General features: G+C 69.7%; 17 protein-coding genes. 8 read left to right on the top strand and 9 right to left on the bottom strand.

The window, feature by feature from the left end:
* Positions 1 to 113 precede the first annotated feature (113 nt).
* Positions 114 to 701: a peroxiredoxin gene (locus tag P5P27_RS08155; RefSeq protein WP_006896288.1), complete on the top strand. Its 588-nt coding sequence runs from the start codon at positions 114 to 116 to the stop codon at positions 699 to 701.
* A gap of 55 nt (positions 702 to 756) precedes the next feature.
* Positions 757 to 1,296 (top strand): alkylhydroperoxidase, AhpD family, encoded by a 540-nt coding sequence (gene ahpD / locus P5P27_RS08150; RefSeq protein ID WP_278127208.1) that lies wholly within the window; start codon positions 757 to 759, stop codon positions 1,294 to 1,296.
* 280 nt (positions 1,297 to 1,576) lie between these two features.
* On the opposite strand, the gene P5P27_RS08145 is transcribed toward ahpD, so the two are convergent.
* Complete coding sequence (locus P5P27_RS08145) at positions 1,577 to 2,809, bottom strand: aminotransferase family protein (RefSeq protein ID WP_045540064.1); 1,233 nt, start codon at positions 2,807 to 2,809, stop codon at positions 1,577 to 1,579.
* A gap of 40 nt (positions 2,810 to 2,849) precedes the next feature.
* Positions 2,850 to 3,311 (bottom strand): SRPBCC family protein, encoded by a 462-nt coding sequence (locus tag P5P27_RS08140; RefSeq protein ID WP_278127205.1) that lies wholly within the window; start codon positions 3,309 to 3,311, stop codon positions 2,850 to 2,852.
* Positions 3,312 to 3,347: 36 nt separating this feature from the next.
* Here P5P27_RS08140 and hrpA point away from each other — a divergent pair, with 36 nt between their 5' ends.
* Positions 3,348 to 7,052, top strand: a complete 3,705-nt coding sequence (hrpA, locus tag P5P27_RS08135) for an ATP-dependent RNA helicase HrpA (protein ID WP_222111114.1) — start codon at positions 3,348 to 3,350, stop codon at positions 7,050 to 7,052.
* Positions 7,053 to 7,105: 53 nt separating this feature from the next.
* On the opposite strand, the gene nrdR is transcribed toward hrpA, so the two are convergent.
* Together nrdR and P5P27_RS08125 are read right to left on the bottom strand one after the other, a co-directional pair.
* Entirely contained in the window at positions 7,106 to 7,555 is a 450-nt protein-coding gene (nrdR, locus tag P5P27_RS08130) for a transcriptional regulator NrdR (protein WP_006896283.1), read from the bottom strand.
* Between the two features lie 22 nt (positions 7,556 to 7,577).
* Positions 7,578 to 8,168, bottom strand: coding sequence for a LysM peptidoglycan-binding domain-containing protein (locus P5P27_RS08125; RefSeq protein WP_278127202.1), 591 nt, complete (start codon positions 8,166 to 8,168; stop codon positions 7,578 to 7,580).
* Positions 8,169 to 8,351: 183 nt separating this feature from the next.
* Here P5P27_RS08125 and lexA point away from each other — a divergent pair, with 183 nt between their 5' ends.
* Positions 8,352 to 9,011 (top strand): transcriptional repressor LexA, encoded by a 660-nt coding sequence (gene lexA, locus P5P27_RS08120; protein WP_231650344.1) that lies wholly within the window; start codon positions 8,352 to 8,354, stop codon positions 9,009 to 9,011.
* Between the two features lie 26 nt (positions 9,012 to 9,037).
* Here the strand turns inward: lexA and P5P27_RS08115 are convergent, their stop codons facing one another.
* Positions 9,038 to 10,756 carry a putative PEP-binding protein gene (locus P5P27_RS08115; RefSeq protein ID WP_006896279.1) on the bottom strand — a complete coding sequence of 573 codons (1,719 nt, stop codon included), beginning with the start codon at positions 10,754 to 10,756 and terminating at the stop codon, positions 9,038 to 9,040.
* Between the two features lie 139 nt (positions 10,757 to 10,895).
* Here P5P27_RS08115 and P5P27_RS08110 point away from each other — a divergent pair, with 139 nt between their 5' ends.
* From P5P27_RS08110 to P5P27_RS08095, 4 genes are all read left to right on the top strand, one after another.
* Positions 10,896 to 11,666 (top strand): DeoR/GlpR family DNA-binding transcription regulator, encoded by a 771-nt coding sequence (locus P5P27_RS08110; RefSeq protein ID WP_045540810.1) that lies wholly within the window; start codon positions 10,896 to 10,898, stop codon positions 11,664 to 11,666.
* The gene (locus P5P27_RS08105; protein ID WP_045540812.1) at positions 11,663 to 12,610 is read left to right on the top strand and encodes a 1-phosphofructokinase family hexose kinase; all 948 of its coding nucleotides are present in this window, start codon (positions 11,663 to 11,665) and stop codon (positions 12,608 to 12,610) included. Before P5P27_RS08110 ends, P5P27_RS08105 begins: the two co-directional genes overlap by 4 nt.
* A gap of 96 nt (positions 12,611 to 12,706) precedes the next feature.
* On the top strand, positions 12,707 to 14,770 hold the full coding sequence (locus P5P27_RS08100; protein ID WP_278127198.1) for a PTS fructose transporter subunit IIABC: 2,064 nt from the start codon (positions 12,707 to 12,709) through the stop codon (positions 14,768 to 14,770).
* A gap of 56 nt (positions 14,771 to 14,826) precedes the next feature.
* On the top strand, positions 14,827 to 15,084 hold the full coding sequence (locus tag P5P27_RS08095) for an HPr family phosphocarrier protein (RefSeq protein ID WP_006896274.1): 258 nt from the start codon (positions 14,827 to 14,829) through the stop codon (positions 15,082 to 15,084).
* 13 nt (positions 15,085 to 15,097) lie between these two features.
* On the opposite strand, the gene hflX is transcribed toward P5P27_RS08095, so the two are convergent.
* From hflX to P5P27_RS08075, 4 genes are all read right to left on the bottom strand, one after another.
* On the bottom strand, positions 15,098 to 16,576 hold the full coding sequence (gene hflX, locus P5P27_RS08090; protein ID WP_045540414.1) for a GTPase HflX: 1,479 nt from the start codon (positions 16,574 to 16,576) through the stop codon (positions 15,098 to 15,100).
* Between the two features lie 63 nt (positions 16,577 to 16,639).
* A complete protein-coding gene (gene dapF / locus P5P27_RS08085) occupies positions 16,640 to 17,554 on the bottom strand; it encodes a diaminopimelate epimerase (protein ID WP_006896272.1) in 915 nt (304 codons plus the stop codon).
* A complete protein-coding gene (miaA, locus tag P5P27_RS08080; RefSeq protein WP_045540412.1) occupies positions 17,554 to 18,462 on the bottom strand; it encodes a tRNA (adenosine(37)-N6)-dimethylallyltransferase MiaA in 909 nt (302 codons plus the stop codon). The genes dapF and miaA overlap by 1 nt, the downstream gene beginning before the upstream one ends.
* Complete coding sequence (locus P5P27_RS08075) at positions 18,459 to 19,271, bottom strand: class III extradiol ring-cleavage dioxygenase family protein (RefSeq protein WP_278127195.1); 813 nt, start codon at positions 19,269 to 19,271, stop codon at positions 18,459 to 18,461. The genes miaA and P5P27_RS08075 overlap by 4 nt, the downstream gene beginning before the upstream one ends.
* Positions 19,272 to 19,407 lie beyond the last annotated feature (136 nt).

Genomic DNA, 19,407 nt, shown 5'->3' with positions numbered 1-19,407 from the left:
GCATTTGCTTTTCACTGGGTTTCGGGCAGAATGGACTCCAGGCGGGAAACCGACCGTTTCTCCGCCGGAATCTTCTCTCCCGCAACATGAATCCGAATTGAAGGAGTACACACATGGCTCTGCTCACCATCGGCGACCAGTTCCCGGCCTACAACCTCACCGCCGTCATCGGCGGCGACCTCTCGAAGGTCGACGCGCAGCAGCCGGACGACTACTTCACCACGGTCACCAGCGACGACCACGCGGGCAAGTGGCGCGTCGTCTTCTTCTGGCCGAAGGACTTCACCTTCGTCTGCCCCACCGAGATCGCCGCCTTCGGCAAGCTGAACGACGAGTTCGCCGACCGCGACACCCAGGTGCTCGGCGCCTCGATCGACTCGGAGTTCGTCCACTTCCAGTGGCGCGCCCAGCACGAGGACCTCAAGACCCTCCCCTTCCCGATGCTCTCGGACCTCAAGCGCGAGCTGGTCGAGGCCACCGGCGTCCTCAACGCCGACGGCGTCGCCGATCGCGCCACCTTCATCATCGACCCGAACAACGAGATCCAGTTCGTGTCGGTCACCGCGGGCTCGGTCGGCCGCAACGTCGACGAGGTCCTGCGCGTGCTCGACGCCCTGCAGTCCGACGAGCTGTGCGCCTGCAACTGGCGCAAGGGCGACCCGACCATCAACGCGGGCGAGCTCATGAGCGCGGGCGTCTGATTCCGGCCGTTCCCGGATCTCCCACGCCACCTCACACTCGAAGGGATCGAGCGATATGAGCATCGACAACCTGAAGAACGCACTCCCCGAGTACGCCAAGGATCTCAAGCTGAACCTCTCCTCGATCAGCCGCACCACGGTGCTGAACGAGGAGCAGCTGTGGGGCACGCTGCTGGCCACCGCCGCGGCGACCCGCAACGCCACCGTGCTGCGTGAGATCGCCGACGAAGCCGCCGACAACCTGTCGGCGGAGGCGTACAACGCCGCCCTCGGCGCCGCCTCGATCATGGGCATGAACAACGTGTTCTACCGCGGCCGCGGCTTCCTCGACGGCAAGTACGACGACTTGCGTCTCGGTCTGCGGATGAACATCATCGGCAACCCGGGCGTGGACAAGGTGAACTTCGAGCTCTGGTCGCTGGCGGTGTCGGCGATCAACGGCTGCGAGCACTGCGTCGGCGCGCACGAGAACGTCGTCCGTGAGGGCGGGCAGGACCGCGAGGTCGTGTTCGAGGCCCTCAAGGCCGCGTCGATCGTGGCCGGCGTCGGCCAGGCGATCACCTCCGCCGAGGCACTCGCCGCCGCGGGAGTCTGACGGACTGCCGCCCGCACCACTGCGGGCCACATGCGGGCAGGCCCCGAGCGCGTGAACTTCACGTGCTCGGGGCCTGCCGTCATTTCAGGTGGGCAACCGCCGTCTGACGTCAGTCAGTCGGTCAGGCGGCGGCCACCTCCTCAGTCCTGAAATTCACCATTTCCCGGACCACCTCCTTCCCTGTTGACGAGCAGAACGCTACGCCGATGCCCGGAGCGGCCGCAACGGGTTTTCCGAGGCGACTTCGGGGTATCGATGTGGTGGCCGTCGATATCGGTGGCTACAGCTCCCGCACGGCTTTCGCCACCCGATCGGCGAGCTCCCCCACCTCGTCCGCGGTCATGATGAACGCCGGCGAGATCTGCAGTGCGCCCTGACCGGCCACCCGGCCGCTGACACCGTGCTCGCGCAGCTTCGTCACGGCGGCCGCTCCCTTCGACGGGTCGGCGAGCTGTACCGCCGTCACCGCTCCCAGACCGGTGCGGACCTCGCCGACCTGAGACAGCTCCGCGAGCGGCGCGAACGCCGCGGCGAGGTCGGACTCGAGACGGCTCGCCGTCTCGAGCAGTCCCTCGCGCTCGATGATGTCGAGGTTCACCAGTGCGGCCGCTGCCGCTGCGGCGTGGCCGCCGTAGGTGTATCCGTGGCGCCACCACGTGCCGCCGGCGAAGAACGGCGCCGCCACCCGCGGCGCCACCACCAATGCGCCCATCGGCACATACCCGCTGGTGAGTCCCTTGGCCGTGGTCATCATGTCGGGATCGAGACCGAATCGGGAGGAGGCGAACCACTCCCGGGCCCCGATACGGCCGAACCCGGTGACCACCTCGTCGGCGATGAACAGCACGTCGTGGTCGCGGCAGATCTCGCGGACTTCGCGCAGGTAGCCCTCCGGCGGCGGATACACTCCGCCCGCGCCCAGGATCGGCTCGGCGATGAAGGCCGCGATGCGCTCGGCTCCGATCCGCTCGATCAGCCCCAGGAGACTCTTCGCGTCATCCCACGCGACGGTCTCGGTGTCGGACATCAACTCGCCGTAGCCCTCGCCGTTGGCGTCTATGCCCGCGAGCGAAGTGCCCGCGACGTGCATCCCGTGATACGCCCGGCTGCGTCCGACGACGATCGTCTTGTCGGGCGCGCCCTGCTCGACCCAGTACCGGCGCGCCAGTTTGACCGCCGACTCGACCGAATCACTGCCGCCAGAGGTGAACAGCACCTTCGAACCCGGTACCGGCGCGATCGCGGCGATGCGCTCGGCGAGTTCGACGGTGATCTCCGACGCCACGTCGCCGAAGTTCGAGTAGTGCGCGAGCGTCGACAGCTGCCGCGCCACCGCGTCGGCCACCTCGGTGCGACCGTGACCGATGTTGGCGAACCACAGACCCGCGGTGGCGTCGATGTATTCCCTGCCGCTGTCGTCGTAGACACGCGTCCCGCGTCCGCGCGTCACGATGAACGGTCCGTCCGCGGTCACCGCACCCATGTCTGCAAAGCCGTGCCAGAGAGAACCCATGCCTTGAATATGGCACTTCACCCCGGGTTGCGCTCACCTCTCAGCCGGACTCCGCGAGCCGGGCGAGACGGTCGATCGACGACGCCAGCCGTTCGCTCGTCGTCGCCCTGGCGCGGGCTTCGCGCTTGGGGTCGTGCAGTTCCGTCCAGTCGTACGTGTGCACCACACGGGTTCCGTCGGCGTGCTCGAAGAGTTCCCAACGCCAGAGGTGGCCGGGCGGATTCTTCCCCACCTCCGACGGCAGCCACGCGATGAGACGTCCCTCGTCGAATTCGACGACGTGATTCGCGCGCACCGCACCGGGTTTGGTGAGCCGCATGGTGAAGACGTCGCCGACGCGGCGCACCCGCCGGCCTGGCTCGGCCGCGGTGAGGTTGTCGTTGCCGTCCCACTCGGGCTGACGGGCGGGGTCCGCGATGAGCTCGAAGATCCGGCTGCGCGGTGCGGCGACGATCCGCTCGGCGGAGACGACGCGTGCGGAGGACTCTGTTCCGGGTGTCATCACCGCATTGTGGCCCACCGTAGAATCGATGTCATCATGCCTTCCGCGATCCCGTCTCCGGACCTGTCCGCCCTGACGATCTCCTATCCGCCGGAACTCCCGGTCAGCGCCTGCCGCGACGAGATCGCCGAGGCGGTCTCCGCACACCAGGTGGTCGTGATCGCGGGCGAGACCGGTTCGGGCAAGACGACCCAGTTGCCGAAGATCTGCCTCGAACTCGGCCGCACCTCGATCGGTCATACGCAGCCTCGGCGGATCGCGGCGACGTCGGTGGCCCGGCGGATCGCCGACGAGTTGGGCACCGAGATCGGCGGGACCGTCGGGTATCAGGTGCGCTTCTCCGACAAGGTCGGCAAAGACACCCGCATCAAGGTGATGACCGACGGCATCCTGCTGCGCGAGATCGGCCGGGATCCGCGGCTGTCCGGTTACGACACGATCATCATCGACGAGGCGCACGAGCGCAGCCTCAACATCGACTTCCTGCTCGGCTATCTCAAGCAGTTGCTGCCGACCAGACCGGATCTCAAGCTCATCATCACCTCGGCGACCATCGAGCCCGACCGCTTCGCCCGGCATTTCGCCACCACCGCGGACACGGTGCCGATCTTGGAGGTCTCGGGGCGGACGTACCCGGTCGAGATCCGGTATCGGCCGCGCGAGAGCGACGACTCCGACCATGACGACCTCGATCAGATCGCGGCGATCGACGCGGCGGTCGGCGAGCTGTGGTCGCACGCCCCGGGCGACATCCTGGTGTTCCTGCCGACCGAGCGCGACATCCGGGACACGGCCGATGCCCTCCGCCGACGCAGCGAGGCCGAGATCGTTCCGCTGTTCGCCCGGCTGTCGGTCGGTGAGCAGCAACGGGTGTTCGCCCCGTCCAACGGTCGGCGGATCGTGCTGGCCACGAATGTCGCCGAGACGTCATTGACCGTTCCCGGCATCCGGTACGTGATCGATGCGGGTACGGCGCGCATCTCCCGCTATTCGACCCGCACCAAGGTGACTCGTCTTCCCGTGGAACGGGTCTCACAGGCCAGCGCCCGTCAGCGCGCGGGTCGCTGCGGCCGGGTGGCGCCGGGCATCTGCATCCGCCTGTACTCGGAGGACGATTTCGACGCTCGTCCGGAGTACACCGACCCGGAGATCCTGCGGAGCAATCTCGCCGCCGTCATCCTGTCGATGCTGTCGCTGCGGCTGGGCGACATCAACGATTTCCCGTTCGTGCAGGCGCCCGACCCGCGAGCGGTCCGCGACGGCATGGCACAGCTGTCCGAACTGGGAGCGGTCACCGGCACCGATTCCGCGTCCGCGCGGCTGACCAAGATCGGCAAGCAGCTCGCGCGGCTGCCCGTCGACCCGAGGTTGGGCCGGATGCTGGTTGCCGGACACGACAACGGCTGCCTCGATCACCTGCTCGTCATCACTGCGGCGCTGGCCCTGCCCGACGTTCGGGAGTTCCCCAGCGACAAGCGGGAGGCCGCCACCGCCGCCCATCGCCGGCACGCGGTGCCTGGGTCGGAGTTCCTCGGGCACCTCAAGCTCTGGGAGTATCTGACGGCCAGGCGCGCGGAACTCTCAAGCAGCCAGTTCCGCAAGATGTGCGAGCGAGAGTTCCTGCACTTCCTGCGGATCCGCGAATGGATCGATCTGAACCGGCAGCTGCGGCGCACCGTCAGCGACCTCAAGTGGCAGATCCCGGACACCGAGGTGGACCCGGCAGCCGTTCATCGCAGCGTGCTCTCCGGCCTGCTGACCAACATCGGTGCGCGGCAAGGCGACTCACGCGACTATCTGGGCACCCGAGGCACGAAGTTCGCGATCTTCCCCGGATCCTTCCTCGCGAACAAACCGCCCGCCTTCGTCGTGGCCGCCGAACTCGTCGAGACCTCGCGCCTGTTCGCACACACCGTGGCCTCGATCGATCCGGCCTGGGTCGAGGAGTTGGCCGGCGACCTGGTGACGCGCACCTACTCCGAGCCGCACTGGTCCACCCGCCGCGGCGCGGTGATGGCGTACGAGAAGGTCAGCCTGTACGGAGTTCCCCTGGTGGCACAGCGCCGCGTGAACTACGGGTCGATCGACCCGAAGACCTCGCGCGAGATCTTCATCCAGGAGGCACTGGTCGCCGGACGCTGGCGTAACCGTCATGCGTTCTTCGCCCACAACGCCGAGTTGCTCCGCGACGCGTCCGAGACCGAACATCGCGCGCGGCGTAGGGACCTGCGCATCTCCGACGACGAGCTCTTCGAGTTCTACGCGGCGCGCATACCGTCCACCGTGGTGTCGACACGGCATTTCGACTCGTGGTGGAAGAAGGCGGGCCGCACCGATCCGGCGCTGCTCAACCTCCGGCCCGAGGACTTGCTCGGAGACGACGTCCCCACGGCCGCCGACTATCCGGCCGCCTGGCAGCAGGGCGAGACCCGCCTGGAGCTCCGCTACCACTTCGAGCCCGGCGCACCCGATGACGGCGTGACCGCGATCATCCCCGAGCCGCTCCTGGCACATGTGCGAGACACCGGATTCGACTGGCTCGTACCCGGGATGCGCGCCGAACTCGCGACGCAGCTGATCAAGTCGTTGCCCAAGGGTCTGCGCAAGTCCATGTCCCCGGCGTCCCGGTACGCCGAACTCGCTCTCAGCCGACTCTCGGTGCGCAGCGAGCCACTGCTCACCGGCCTGGCTCGCGAGCTGTCGTCGATCAGCGGGGTCACCCTGGCTCCGCGCGATTTCAATCCGTCGGCACTCCCCCCGCATCTGCGGATGCACTTCGCAGTCACCGGCACAGACGGCGCGATCATCGCCCGCGGCGACCGGCTCGCCGCGCTTCGCACCGACCTGTCTGCCGACGCCGACCGCGACCGCCGTGCGCCCCTGCACCGCGAATGGACCGCCGACGGTCTGGGCACCCTCGCCGACTCCGAGACGGCGACCGTTGCGGGACAGACGATCACCCGCTATCCCACGCTCGCGACCGTGCCGGGACAGGGCGTACGCATCGCGAAGGCCGCCACCTCCACCGAGCGCGACGCCGGCATCGCCGCCGCCGCCGGAGAACTCCTGCGCCTCGCGATCGCGCCGCCCAGCCGCAAGCTGGCGTCGACTCTGCCGCCGCCGGCCAAGCTCGCGCTGAGCCAGAGCCCGTATCCGGACGTGGACGCGTTGCTGGCCGACTGCACGGCACGGGCGGTCACCGACACCCTGGCACGGGAGCCGGAGTTGGCCGCGCTGCGCAGTCCCGGTGACTTCGGCGCGCTCTCGGCGCGGCTGGGGCCGGTGATCCGGTCGCGCGCACCCGAGTACTTCGACGCCGCCGTCGCGGCGCTCGCCGAATACTCCCCGGTGCGCCGGGCCGTCGACGCCCGGTCCGGGACTCTCGCCGCCGACGACGTCTCCGATCAGGTCAACGATCTGATCTTCGACGGCTTCGTCGGCGCGACGGCATTGGAGCATCTGCGCTCGCTGCCGCGCTATCTCACCGCCGCACGGCTGCGCCTCGAGTCCCTCAACACCGCCGCCGGCCGGGACAACGAGGCGATGGGCGCCATCGACAGGGTGGTGGCAGTCTGGAATAGGCGCCTCGCCCAGCTTCCGGCCGCACGCCACGAGGCGCTGAACGAGTTGGTGCAGTGGCGCCTGGAGGAACTCCGCGTGAGCCTGTTCGCTCAGCAGCTCGGCACCAACGGTCCAGTCTCCGAGCAGCGGATAATCAAGGCGATCGACAAGTTCAGCTGACTGCTCGGGGCGGTGGCTGACTGCTCGGACCGGCGGCGCCGGTGCCGTGAGTGTCAGTGACGGTCGCGGCGCAGCGAATCGATCTCGCGCTGGAAGTCGTCGGCCGACTCGAACGACCGGTAGACCGAGGCGAACCGCAGATAGGCCACCTCGTCGAGGTCGCGCAGCGGACCGAGGATCGCGAGACCGACCTCATTGCTCGGTATCTCGGCCGAACCCGACGAGCGCACGGTGTCCTCCACCTGCACCGCTAGCTTCGCCAGTGCGTCCTCGTCCACCTGACGGCCCTGGCAGGCGCGGCGCACGCCCTGCATCACCTTCTCGCGACTGAAGGGCTCGGAGATGCCGTTGCGCTTCACCACGGACAGCACAGCCGTCTCGACCGTGCTGAACCGCCGCCCGCATTCATTGCACGACCTGCGGCGACGGATCACCTGGCCGTCGTCGGCGACTCGGGAGTCGACGACACGGGTGTCGTCGTTCTTGCAGAACGGGCAGCGCATGCCATGACAATACCCGCCCGCCTCAGCCGTACTGCGGGGCGATAAGCGCTTGTCCGACATGCAGTCCCGATGTCTCGAGGCCGTTCAGGTCGCGCAGCTGGGCGATGACGCCGGCGGACGGCAACTCCGGAGCGATCCGCTCAGCGAGCGCGGTGAGCGACTCCCCCGACCGGACGTACACCACGTGCGTCGCCGCCGGCGACTCCGGCGTCGCCGCATCCTGGTAGCCCGCTCCGACGAGGGCGAGCAGCCACACCATGCCGGCGAGGGTGCCGCCGACCACCGCGGCCCCGGCCCACCGGCGCCTGCGGTACACCGCGGGCGACAGCGCGGTCCGGCCGGCCGGCGGCGCATCGAACATCACTCGCCGGTCCGCGACCGGGCGACGCCGCTCGGGGCGGCCGGTCGGGAAGCACGTTCCGCTCGAGTCGCCTCGCCCCGCTCCGCGTACTCCCCGATCACGGACCAGCGAGCCACGGACCAGCGGGATGTCGCAGGTCATCGCCGACGCGGTGGAGTGCGCAGCAGTGGAGTGCGCAGCGGTGGAGTGCGCAGCGGTGGAGCGCACAGCGGTGGCGCGTCCGGTCGGGGCGGGTGCCGTCCTCGTGCTCATGACTCGTCTCCAATCGATCGCGTGTTCGAAGCACTCTTGTTCGATAGTTAACACGAGGGGTCCGACAAACGCCGACACGCGTCGAACAATTGTTTGAGTTTTGTGACCTACTCAACTAGCCTTTGGACCATCGATCGAACACAGCTGACGAAAGGCCCGACCGTGACCGACACGCCCGATCCGATGCTCTCCACCGCGACGCTCGAGGCCTCATTGACCCAGCGTCAGCGCGAGGTGCTCGAGGTCATCCGTCAGTCGGTCCGCGAGCGCGGCTACCCGCCGAGCATCCGTGAGATCGGCGAGGCCGTCGGACTCACCTCCACGTCGTCGGTGGCCCATCAGCTCCGCACGCTCGAGCGCCGCGGCCTTCTCAAGCGCGATCCGCACCGTCCGCGTGCGGTGAACGTTCGGGACGATCAGCGGACACCGCCCTCGGGCGGTGCCGAGGCCGACGGAGAGTCACTCCCCACGCCGACCTTCGTTCCGGTGCTCGGCCGGATCGCCGCCGGCGGACCGATTCTCGCCGAACAGGCCGTGGAGGAGGTCTTCCCGATGCCGCGCGAACTGGTCGGCGACGGTTCCCTGTTCATGCTTCGCGTGGTCGGCGAATCGATGATCGACGCGGCGATCTGCGACGGCGACTGGGTGGTCGTGCGCCAGCAGAACGTGGCGGAGAACGGTGACATCGTCGCCGCGATGATCGACGGCGAAGCCACCGTGAAGACCTTCAAGCGCACCGACGGTCACGTCTGGCTCATGCCGCACAACGAGCATTTCGAGCCCATCCCCGGCGACGACGCCGCCATCCTCGGCAAGGTCGTCACGGTGATGCGCCGTATCTGAGGCGCCCGGCCGGCCTCAGCGGGACATCACACCTCGCCGGCCAGAACCGCGCGAACCGCCTCGCGCGCCTGTGACGGACTCGTCGCGGCGATCGCGGCGGACGCCGCATCGCGGCACTGATCCATGGTGACGGTACCCAGCTTCAGTCCCACCGCGGCCGACGCCGCAGGCGCGGACGACAACGACGTCACACCCATCCCGACCAGCACACATGCCAGCAACGGATCGGCAGCCGCCTCGCCGCATACGCCCACGGGCTTGCCCTGGTCCCGACCGGCGTCCCCGACCCGCTGTATCAGCGCGAGTACCGCCGGCTGCCACGGGTCGGTGAGCGCCGCCAGCTCCGGCGACATCCGGTCCGCCGCCATCGTGTACTGGGTCAGGTCGTTGGTGCCGATCGAGACGAAGTCCACTTCGGCGAGGATCGCGTCGGCGAGGATCGCCGCCGACGGCACCTCGATCATCACCCCCGGCACCAGACCGCGTTCCCGAACCCGCGCGGCGAATTCGCGCGCCTCGTCGACCGTGGCGATCATCGGTGCCATCACCCACGGCGTCGCACGGCCGTCGTCGCGCGCCGCCTCCGCCAGCGCATCGAGCTGGTTGTTGCGGATGTCCGGATACGTCTGCACGATGCGGTTGCCGCGGACTCCCATCGCCGGATTCGGCTCGTCGGAGTGGGCGACGAACTTCAGTGGCTTGTCCGAGCCCGCGTCGAGGGTGCGGATCACCACCTTGCGCCCGGGAAAGGCGTCGATCACCTCCCGGTAGAGCTCTACCTGCTGGGCGACGGTGGGCTCGGCCGCGCGGTCCAGGAAGGCCAGTTCGGTTCGGAACAGTCCGACGCCCTCCACCGGCGCCTGCGCCGCCGACCGAGCGGACACGCCGTCGGCCACGTTGGCCAGGATCGCGACCGCGTGCCCGTCCGCCGTGCGGCCCGGCCCGCGCCAGGCCGCCGTCTCGGCCGCCCGCGTCGCCGCGGCCGTCACGGCGTCCGAGATGAGTCCGGCGTCCGGGGCGGCCCCCACCGTTCCCGCGTCCCCGTCCACGTAGCCCATGGCTCCGGAGGGGATCTCATCGAGTTCAGCGGCGGCGACCACGCACGGAATACCGAGTTGGCGAGCAATGATCGCCGTGTGGCTGCTGGGGCCGCCGAGCCGCATGCCCAGCCCGATGACGCGTGCCGGGTCCAGACCCGCGGTGTCGGCGGGCGCGAGGTCGTCGGCGAGCAGAATCGACGGTACGTCCGGCACGGGGATGCCCGGCTCCGAGAGCCCGAGGAGTTCGGCGACGACGCGGTCTCGGACGTCCAACAGATCGGTGACCCGTTCAGCCATGAGGCCGCCGAGCTTGGTGAACATCTCCACGAACTGCTCGGTGGCCGCGATCGCGGCGAGCGGCGCTCGAACGCCCTGCGCAATCGACTTGCCCGCGGCCGTCGCCCACCCGCGATCGCGCGCGAGACCGGCCGTGGCAGTCAGGACCTCGGCCGCGACGCCGGTGCTGTGGGAGGCCCGGTCGGCCAGCCGGTCGGCCACCACTCCGGCGGCGGCGGTGAAACGCTCCATCTCTGCGTCGCGGAGCTCCTCCGGAACGGGAGAGTCGTCGATGGCGTCGAAGCCGGGTCGCGGTGCGGGTCTGATGATCGGTCCGTACGCGAGGCCACCGACCACCGGAGTACCGGAGACGATGACGTCGGCGCGGAACGGGTTCTCGGCAGGCACGGGAGAAGTCACCTCGGTCATGTGAGAAAGATTACAGAAAGTCCTTGACGTGTCAACACGTACCCATGTAAACAAAGATGTGTAACCAACCAAATCAACACAGATCCACATCTTTGCACGATCCCCATCGTTGCATGAGATCGGACAGTCGGGAGAGCAGATGTACGCGGAGGAACGCCAGTCGGCGATCGCGAACGAGGTCCGCCTGCGCGGCCGCGTCTCCGTAGCCGATCTCGCCGCGCGCTTCTCCGTGACCGGCGAGACCGTGCGCCGCGACCTGGCTATTCTCGCTCGCAGCGGCCATCTGGTGCGCGTCCACGGCGGAGCCGTACGCCTCGACGTCGCCGCAGTGGTCGACGAACCTGATCTGGTGGTTCGGGAGGAGACCCACCGAGGCGAGAAGAGCGCCATCGGTGCCGCTGCGCTGGCATTCCTGCCCGCCGACGGCGGTTCCATCGTGATCGACGCCGGGACCACCACTCTGCAGTTGGCTCTGTCCATCCCCGCCGACGCCCGCTTGACCTGCGTCACCAACAGCGTGCAGATCGCCGAGGTGGTGGCGGAGTTGCCCGGCTCCGGGGTGCTGCTGACCGGCGGCAGACTCCGGCCCAAGACCGGTGCCTCCGTCGGCGCCGACGCGATCGAGCGACTCTCGCGCATCCGTGCGTCGGTCGGCTTCCTCGGCACCAACGGTCTGTCGCTCGAGCACGGTCTGTCGACACCCGACGCCGACGAGGCCGCCACCAAACGCGCCATGATCGCGGCCTGCACGACGACGGTGGTCCTCGCCGACTCGTCCAAGATCAACCGGGAGGAACTGATGAGCTTCGGAACCCTGGAGGACGTCGATGTCCTCGTGACCGACGCCGGGATCGACTCGGCCTTCGCCGACGAACTGCGCGCCCACGAGATCGAGGTGGTGATCGCATGATCGTCACCGTCACCGCCAATCCGAGCACCGACCGTACGATCGAGCTCGCCGGACCGCTCCGGAGGGGCGAGGTGCACCGTGCGGCCCGCGTCGTCGACCAACCGGGCGGCAAGGGAATCAACGTCGCACGGGTGGTGCGGGCCGCCGGCCTTCCCACACTGGCCGTCCTGCCCGCCCGCGCCGACGACCCGTTCATCGACAGCCTGCGCGCCGTGGCCCTTCCGCACCAGGCGGTGTCGGCGGACGGGACGGTCCGGACCAACCTGACCGTCGCCGAACCGGACGGCACCACCACCAAGATCAACGACGCCGGAACGGCCGTCTCCGCCGAGGCCGCGGCCGCGCTGCGCACCACGATCCTGGCCCGTGCCGAGGGAGCGGACTGGCTCGCTCTGTGCGGCTCGCTGCCGCCCGGCCTCCCCGACGACTGGTACGCGCAGGTACTCGCCGCGACGGCGTCGCTGCACTGTCGGGTGGCCGTCGACACGTCCGGTGCACCCCTGGCCGCGGTGGCCGCCGCCCGTCCGGCACTGCTGAAGCCGAACTCCGATGAGCTCGCCGAACTCACCGGCGACGATCCGGCCGGCATGGAGAGGTCTGCGGCGCAGGGTGATCCCAGCGTCGCAGCGGCCGCCTCCCGAACACTCGCCGACCGGACCGGCGGGACGGTGCTGACCACGCTGGGCGCGGCCGGCGCTCTCCTGACCACCCCGGACGGCATATGGTTCGCCACCGCGCCGGCTGTCGCGGTCCGCAGCACCGTCGGCGCGGGCGACGCCTCACTCGCCGGTTATCTGATCGCGCACCTGCGCGGTGCCGACGAGGCCGGGCTCCTGCGCAGTGCCGTCGCTCACGGCTCGGCGGCCGCAGCACTGCCGGGCACCACGCCGCCCACTCCGGATCTGCTCGACGAAGCGGGTGTGTCCGTCTCCCGGCTGTCCTGATCCGTCCGCGAAGAACCCCGACACCCAGAATCTCCGAGTCCCCGAATCCCCGACCCCCAGAATCCCGACCCCCCCAGAATCACCGAGGGAGCCATCATGTCCCAACAGATCATCACGCCGGAGCTGGTCCTGCTCGACGGTGACGCCGGCGCTGATGCGGACAGTATCATCGCCGCGCTCGCCGGTCTGGTCGCAAACGCCGGCCGCTGCACCGACCCGGCCGAGCTCGCCGAGGCCGCTATGGCACGCGAACGCAAATCCGCGACCGGGCTTCCCGGAGGCATCGCGATCCCGCACGCACGCGTCGCCTCCGTCACCACCGCCACCCTCGCCATGGCACGCCTGACGCGAAAGGCAGAATTCGGTGCTCCGGACGGGCCCGCCGACATCGTCTTCCTGATCGCGGCACCGGAGGGAGCCGCCGGCGAGCACATGAAGGTGCTCAGTTCGCTGGCGCGCGCCCTCGTGCGGCCCGACTTCGTCGCCGCCCTGCGCGCGGCGCCCGACGCCGCCGCCGTCGTCGATCTGGTCAACGAGGCCGTCGAGGGCAAGCCGGCCCCTGCCCCGGCCGCAGCGACCCCCGCAGCGACCCCGGCAACTGAGACCCCGGCAACTGAGACCCCGACCACCGAATCCCCAGCGGCCGAGCCCGGGACCACTCGGATCGTCGCCGTCACCGCGTGCCCCACCGGGATCGCGCACACCTACATGGCCGCCGACGCCCTCAAGCTCGCCGCCGAACGCGCCGGCGTGGAGTTCGCGGTGGAGACCCAGGGGTCGACCGGTTCGACGCCCTTCGCCCCCGATGTGATCGCCGCCGCGGACGTGGTGGTCTTCGCGACGGATGTGGGCGTCAAGGGCCGCGACCGGTTCGTCGGCAAGCCGGTGGTCGCCTCCGGCGTCAAACGCGCGATCAACGAACCCGATGCGATGATCGCCGAGGCGGTCCGCACGGCGCGAGATCCCCGGGCCGCCACCGTCGCCGGGGATGCGAACGCCGGCGCGCAGGCGCCCGCGGCCTCCCGTGTGGGCATCGGAGGTCAGCTCAAGCAGGCTCTGCTGACCGGTGTCAGCTACATGATCCCGTTCGTCGCCGCGGGCGGTCTGCTGATGGCGCTCGGCTTCCTGCTGGCCGGCTACGAGATCGGCAGTTCGACGGTGCAGGAGGGCACCTCGGACGGACTGTACTACGCACTGCACTACAGTCTCTGGGATCTGCCGCCGGGCGGGCTCATGCAGTATCTCGGCGGAGTGAGTTTCGCGATCGGCAATCTGGCGATCGGGCTCATGGTGGCGGTCCTGGCCGGCTACATCGCCTACGCGATCGCCGACCGGCCCGGTCTCGCTCCCGGATTCACCGCGGGTCTGATCGCCGTCGCCGTGAACGCCGGCTTCATCGGCGGTCTCGTCGGTGGTCTGCTGGCCGGCGTCGTCGCCCTCTGGCTCTCCCGGCTGCCGCTGCCCCAGTGGGCGCGCGGACTGCAACCGGTCGTCATCATTCCGCTGGTGGGCACGCTCGTCACCGGCTTCATCATGTTCGCTCTGCTGGCCCGTCCGCTGTCGTGGATCAACACCTCGCTCGAGGACTGGCTCAACTCGATGTCCGGCAGTTCCAAGGTGATCCTCGGCATCGTGATCGGCCTGATGATGTGCTTCGATCTGGGCGGACCGGTCAACAAGGCGGCGTACGCCTTCGGCGTCGCCGGCCTCGGACTCGCCGGCGCGGGCGTCGCACAGTGGGAGATCATGGCCGCGGTGATGGCCGCAGGCATGGTTCCGCCGCTGGCGATGGCGCTGGCGACCACCCTCCGACCGTCGACGTTCACCGAACCGGAGCGCGAGAACGGCAAGGCCGCCTGGCTGCTGGGCGCGTCGTTCATCTCCGAGGGCGCGATCCCGTTCGCCGCCGCCGATCCGTTCCGCGTGATCCCGTCCATGATGCTGGGCGGTGCGGTCACCGGAGCGCTGTCGATGGCGTTGAGCGTCCAGTGCCGGGCACCCCACGGGGGCGTGTTCGTCCTCTTCGCGATGAACGGCACGTGGTGGAAGTTCCTGATCGCTATCGTGGCGGGCGTGATCGTCTCCGCCGTCGCCGTCCTCGCCGCCAAGCAGTACCAGCCCAGCCGGGAGCGCACGCCGATCCCCGCCGAGGCCGCCTGAAACACCCGGGCCCGAGCACGCAGCTCGGGCCGTCACACCGAAAGAAAGGCACGTCCATGCCCAGCACCACCGTCACCGTCGGATCGGCCGTCGGTCTGCACGCTCGTCCCGCCGCCATCATCGCCGACGCGGCCACCGCTCTCGGCGTCCCGGTGACGCTCGCCGCCGGCGGTGATCCGGTCGACGCGGGCAGCGCGCTGATGATCATGACCCTCGGCGCGGAGAAGGGCGCCTCGGTCACCGTCGAAAGCGACGACCAGGCCGCGGTCGATCAGATCGCGGCACTGGTCGCCAAGGATCTCGACGCCGAGTAGCCGGGCGAGACCGTCAGGCGACGGTCAGATCGCTGTACTCGGCCGCGAGCGCAGAAGGCATCCGCACATGCAGGCGGGTGCCTTCGGCGTTGTGCTCCGTGTCGAGCACGTGCGCGTGCTGGTGGAGCCGGGAGATCACCTCTCCGCGGGCGAACGGCACCTGCAGGACGGCGTCCACATCGTCTCGCTGCAGGAAGTCGGTGATCGCGGCGAAGAGCCCGTCGAGCCCCTCACCGGTCCGGGCCGAGACGAACTGCGCATCCGGATACTCGGCCCGCAGCGCCGTCATGGTCACGCCGTCGACGGCGTCGATCTTGTTGACGACCAGCATCTCCGGCGGCGCGGGGCGGTCCTCTTCGGCGAGCACCTCCCCCAACACCTGGCGGACGGCCGAGATCTGGTTGGCCGGGAACGGGTCTGACCCGTCCACCACGTGGACGAGCAGATCGGCGTCGACGGCCTCCTCCAGTGTCGACCGGAACGCCTCGACCAGCTGGGTGGGCAGATGCCGGACGAAGCCGACGGTGTCGGTGAAGACCACCTCGTGCCCGTCGGCGAGCTGCGCGCGGCGGGTGGTCGGATCGAGCGTCGCGAACAGTGCGTCCTGCACGAGGACTCCCGAGCCGGTCATCGCGTTCACCAGGCTCGACTTGCCGGCATTGGTGTAGCCGACCACCGTCAGGGCCGGTACACCGCCCCGGCGGCGCGCCGCGCGCTTCACCGTCCGAGCCGTCTTCATCCCGCGAATCTCCTTGCGCAGCTTGGCCATTCGCTCGCGGATCCGCCTGCGGTCGGTTTCGATCTTCGTCTCACCGGGGCCACGCAGGCCCACGCCGCCGTTGCTGCCGGCGCGGCCACCTGCCTGGCGCGACATCGACTCGCCCCAGCCGCGCAGCCGGGGAAGCATGTACTCCATCTGCGCCAGCGCCACCTGCGCCTTGCCCTCACGCGAGGTGGCGTGCTGGGCGAAGATGTCGAGGATGAGCGCGGTGCGGTCGATCACCTTCACCTTGACGACCTTCTCCAGCGCCGTCAGCTGGGCGGGAGTCAGCTCACCGTCGCAGATCACGGTGTCGGCTCCGCTGGCGACCACCACTTCGCGGAGTTCCTCGGCCTTGCCGGAGCCGAGATAGGTGGCCGGATCAGGTTTGCCACGGCGCTGGATCAGGGCGTCGAGCACCTGCGATCCGGCAGTCTCGGCGAGCGCGGCGAGTTCGGCCATGCTGGCGCGGGCCGCGGCGACGCTCCCCGTGGTCCAGACGCCCACGAGGACGACCTGCTCCAGCCGGAGGCGGCGGTACTCGACCTCGGTGACGTCCTCGAGTTCGGTCGACAGGCCGACGACGCGTTGCAGCGAGGCACGCTCGTCGAGCTGGAGTTCGCCCACCGTGGGTTCGCCCGGGCGTCCACGCTCCGAGAGCCCCGGGACCTCCTCGGCGGACCGGTCGTCGGCGGATTCGTCCAATGCAGATTCTTTGGTCAGTTCAGTCATATGTACATCCATTGTGCCCCCGACCGGCACCGGAACGCATCCGGATTTCCCGCGGGTGCCCGCTCAGTCGGCCCAGCCCGCGACGAGCCGGCCGCGGGCCACCAGCCGAGACGGGCCGCGCAGGACGGCCGAGCCGTCGCCGACAGTGACCAGCACGTCGCCGCCCGGCACTGTGACCGCGACCGACCCCGAGTCTCTGCCGGCCCCCGACAGCGCAGCCGCTGCGGCGGCCACCAGGCCGGTACCGCACGATCGGGTCTCCCCGACGCCCCGCTCGAACACTCGCATGTGCGCATGGAAGTCGGCCTCGTCGGCCGGGGTCGGGCCGCCCGGGGTCAGCGGGGTGAGGATCTCGACGTTCGCCCCGTCCGGAAACAGCGCCGAGTCCAGCTCGGCGCCGGTGGTGAGATCCAGTGTCGCGAGCCGTTCGGGCGTCAGGCCGTCGACCACGCAGGCCAGGTGAGGGTTGCCGACGTCGACGGCCTCGCCCGTCAGCGTCGTACCCGCGATGCGGACCTCGCTCGGACCGCGCAGCGCCACCGGTCCCATCGAGACACTCACGTCGGCGTCGGCGTCGTCGGCCGAGTGCACGGTGACCGGACGGGCCCCGGCGCGCGAACCGACGGTGAACGCATCGGTGTCGACGAGCCCTTCGGTCCGGCAGTAGTGCGCGAACACGCGCACACCGTTGCCGCACATCTCCGCGATGGAACCGTCGGCGTTGCGATAGTCCATGAACCAGTCCACGCCCGAAACGCCTTCGGGTAGCCGTTCCAGCACCTGTTCGGCCACCAGCGATCCGGCGGTCGCGACGCGCAGAACGCCGTCGGCACCGAGTCCCCGCCGGCGGTCGCAGAGAGCGACGACGAGGTCCTCGGTCAGTTCGATCTGGGCCTGAGGATCGGGCAGGATCACGAAGTCGTTCTGGGTGCCATGCCCTTTGACGAAGGTCAGCGCCGGAGAGTTCTTCACGCCCATCAGGCTACGCGGAGCGCGCGGAGCGCATTCTCCAGCAGGGCGGGATCGGCGGCGTCGAGCCACACCGCGCGCGGGTCGCGCCGGAACCACGACCGCTGCCGGCGCACGTACCGTCGCGTGCCGAAGAAGGTGCGCTCCTGCGCCTGATCGAGGTCGTAGACGCCGTCGAGATACTCGATGACCTGTGCATAGCCGATCGCCCGCGAGGCCGTCCGCCCCTCCCGCAGGCCGGTCTCGCACAGTGCTCGCACCTCGTCGACCAGGCCGGCGTCGAACATCGCCGCGGTGCGCAACCGGATCCGCTCGTCGAGGGCCTCCTTCTCTCGGTCGAGGGTCAGGATGCGGGTCCCCCACCGCGGTTCACCGATCGACGGCGCCGACGCCGCGAACGGCTCCCCGGTGATCTCGACCACCTCGAGGGCGCGCACGATGCGCCTGCCGTCCGAGTCCAGGATGGTGGCCGCGGCGGCCGGGTCGACCTCGGCCAGCCTGCGGTGGAGAGCCAACGGCCCGATCTCGGTGAGCAGCGCCTCGTACTTCGCCCGCACCGCGGGATCGGTCGACGGGAACTCCCAATCGTCGAGCAGGCCCTGGATGTACATCATCGACCCGCCGACGATGACCGGCAGCCGGCCCGATGCGAGAAGCGCTTCGACGTCTGCCGTCGCCGCGGACTTGTAGCGGGCGACGGTGGCGGTCTCGGTGACGTCGAGGACATCGATCTGGTGGTGCGGTATCCCCCGCCGTTCGGCGACGGGAAGCTTGGCGGTGCCGATGTCCATCCCGCGGTACTGCTGCATCGCGTCGACGTTGACGATCTCGCCGCCGAAGTGTTCGGCGAGATCGAGGGCGAGTTCTGATTTGCCGCTGGCCGTCGGGCCGATGACGGCGATGGGTGCGAGGGTCACCGCGGCGCCCCCGGCGACCAGACGGCGACGGTGTAACCGACCCCGAACGGGGCATCGCGATACAACACCTCTGCCGCTGCGACATCAGACACAGCGACATCGGCCGCGGGACCGCCGCAGGCGGCCGCCAGGACCTGCCATGCGGCCCTGCCTCCGACTCCCTCCGCGGCGCACGCGTCCGCGTCGAGGGCGGCCAGTGCGCCGGTGTCCGCGCGGGCGAGCGCGTCGTCGATCCGCCGCTGAAGCGCGATCGCCGAGGGCCGCTCGCCGCCGCCCGGAGCGCCCGGCGACAACGCGGTGCAGCCGTCGGCCACCACCAGAAGTCCCACCCGGTCGCCGCTGTCGGGATCGCCGCTGTCGGGATCGTCGCTGTCGGGATCGCCGCCGTCGGACAGGGCGCGCGCGAGTTCCAGTCCGGCTGCCGCGCACTGGTCCGGCGACCACTCCGGATCCACCACCCACGGCGTCACCGTGGTCCGCTCTCCGCCGCCGTCGGCCTCACCGCGGACCCACCCCGCGATCAGCATCGACAGGGGCAGCGGCGCGCCCTCGGTCGGCGGACCGCCGAGTCGTACCGGGTGCGGCACACCGTATCCGCCGAAGTCGCCGCAGCTGCGGTAGTCCGTGGCACCGGCGGAGCCGGCGCGATCGGCTGCGCCGAGTGCGATCCACCGATCGGCCGCGCTGCCGAGCCGCTTCGCCACCGCACGCACGGCCGCGCGTACGGGTTCGGTGTCGGTGGCGGCCGGACCGGCCAGTTCGGGGACGAGCAGCGGAGCGCTCGGGACTATCGCAACCAGGGCTAGCACGGTCTCGACGCTACCGGTGCGCGCGCGGAACATCGGTTCGGGCCCGGCACCGGCGGCGTCCCGGCCTCGATGTGGGAGGCAATGTTGCAGGCCGCGCCCACAACCGTCGCCGTGCCTGCTTGAATGAACCTCGTAG

Origin of the sequence: Gordonia sihwensis (assembly GCF_029632925.1) — a bacterium.
GTDB lineage: Bacteria > Actinomycetota > Actinomycetes > Mycobacteriales > Mycobacteriaceae > Gordonia > Gordonia sihwensis.
The sequence above is the reverse complement of the archived record's forward strand: the minus strand, read 5'-3'. Positions and strand labels throughout refer to the sequence as shown.

Bases quoted from the DNA above. Each gene is read 5' to 3' on its own strand.
- P5P27_RS08155 (WP_006896288.1), top strand. From the start codon at position 114: ATGGCTCTGCTCACCATCGGCGACCAGTTCCCGGCCTACAACCTCACC.
- ahpD (WP_278127208.1), top strand. From the start codon at position 757: ATGAGCATCGACAACCTGAAGAACGCACTCCCCGAGTACGCCAAGGAT.
- P5P27_RS08145 (WP_045540064.1), bottom strand. From the start codon at position 2,809: ATGGGTTCTCTCTGGCACGGCTTTGCAGACATGGGTGCGGTGACCGCG.
- P5P27_RS08140 (WP_278127205.1), bottom strand. From the start codon at position 3,311: ATGACACCCGGAACAGAGTCCTCCGCACGCGTCGTCTCCGCCGAGCGG.
- hrpA (WP_222111114.1), top strand. From the start codon at position 3,348: ATGCCTTCCGCGATCCCGTCTCCGGACCTGTCCGCCCTGACGATCTCC.
- nrdR (WP_006896283.1), bottom strand. From the start codon at position 7,555: ATGCGCTGCCCGTTCTGCAAGAACGACGACACCCGTGTCGTCGACTCC.
- P5P27_RS08125 (WP_278127202.1), bottom strand. From the start codon at position 8,168: ATGAGCACGAGGACGGCACCCGCCCCGACCGGACGCGCCACCGCTGTG.
- lexA (WP_231650344.1), top strand. From the start codon at position 8,352: ATGCTCTCCACCGCGACGCTCGAGGCCTCATTGACCCAGCGTCAGCGC.
- P5P27_RS08115 (WP_006896279.1), bottom strand. From the start codon at position 10,756: ATGACCGAGGTGACTTCTCCCGTGCCTGCCGAGAACCCGTTCCGCGCC.
- P5P27_RS08110 (WP_045540810.1), top strand. From the start codon at position 10,896: ATGTACGCGGAGGAACGCCAGTCGGCGATCGCGAACGAGGTCCGCCTG.
- P5P27_RS08105 (WP_045540812.1), top strand. From the start codon at position 11,663: ATGATCGTCACCGTCACCGCCAATCCGAGCACCGACCGTACGATCGAG.
- P5P27_RS08100 (WP_278127198.1), top strand. From the start codon at position 12,707: ATGTCCCAACAGATCATCACGCCGGAGCTGGTCCTGCTCGACGGTGAC.
- P5P27_RS08095 (WP_006896274.1), top strand. From the start codon at position 14,827: ATGCCCAGCACCACCGTCACCGTCGGATCGGCCGTCGGTCTGCACGCT.
- hflX (WP_045540414.1), bottom strand. From the start codon at position 16,576: ATGACTGAACTGACCAAAGAATCTGCATTGGACGAATCCGCCGACGAC.
- dapF (WP_006896272.1), bottom strand. From the start codon at position 17,554: ATGGGCGTGAAGAACTCTCCGGCGCTGACCTTCGTCAAAGGGCATGGC.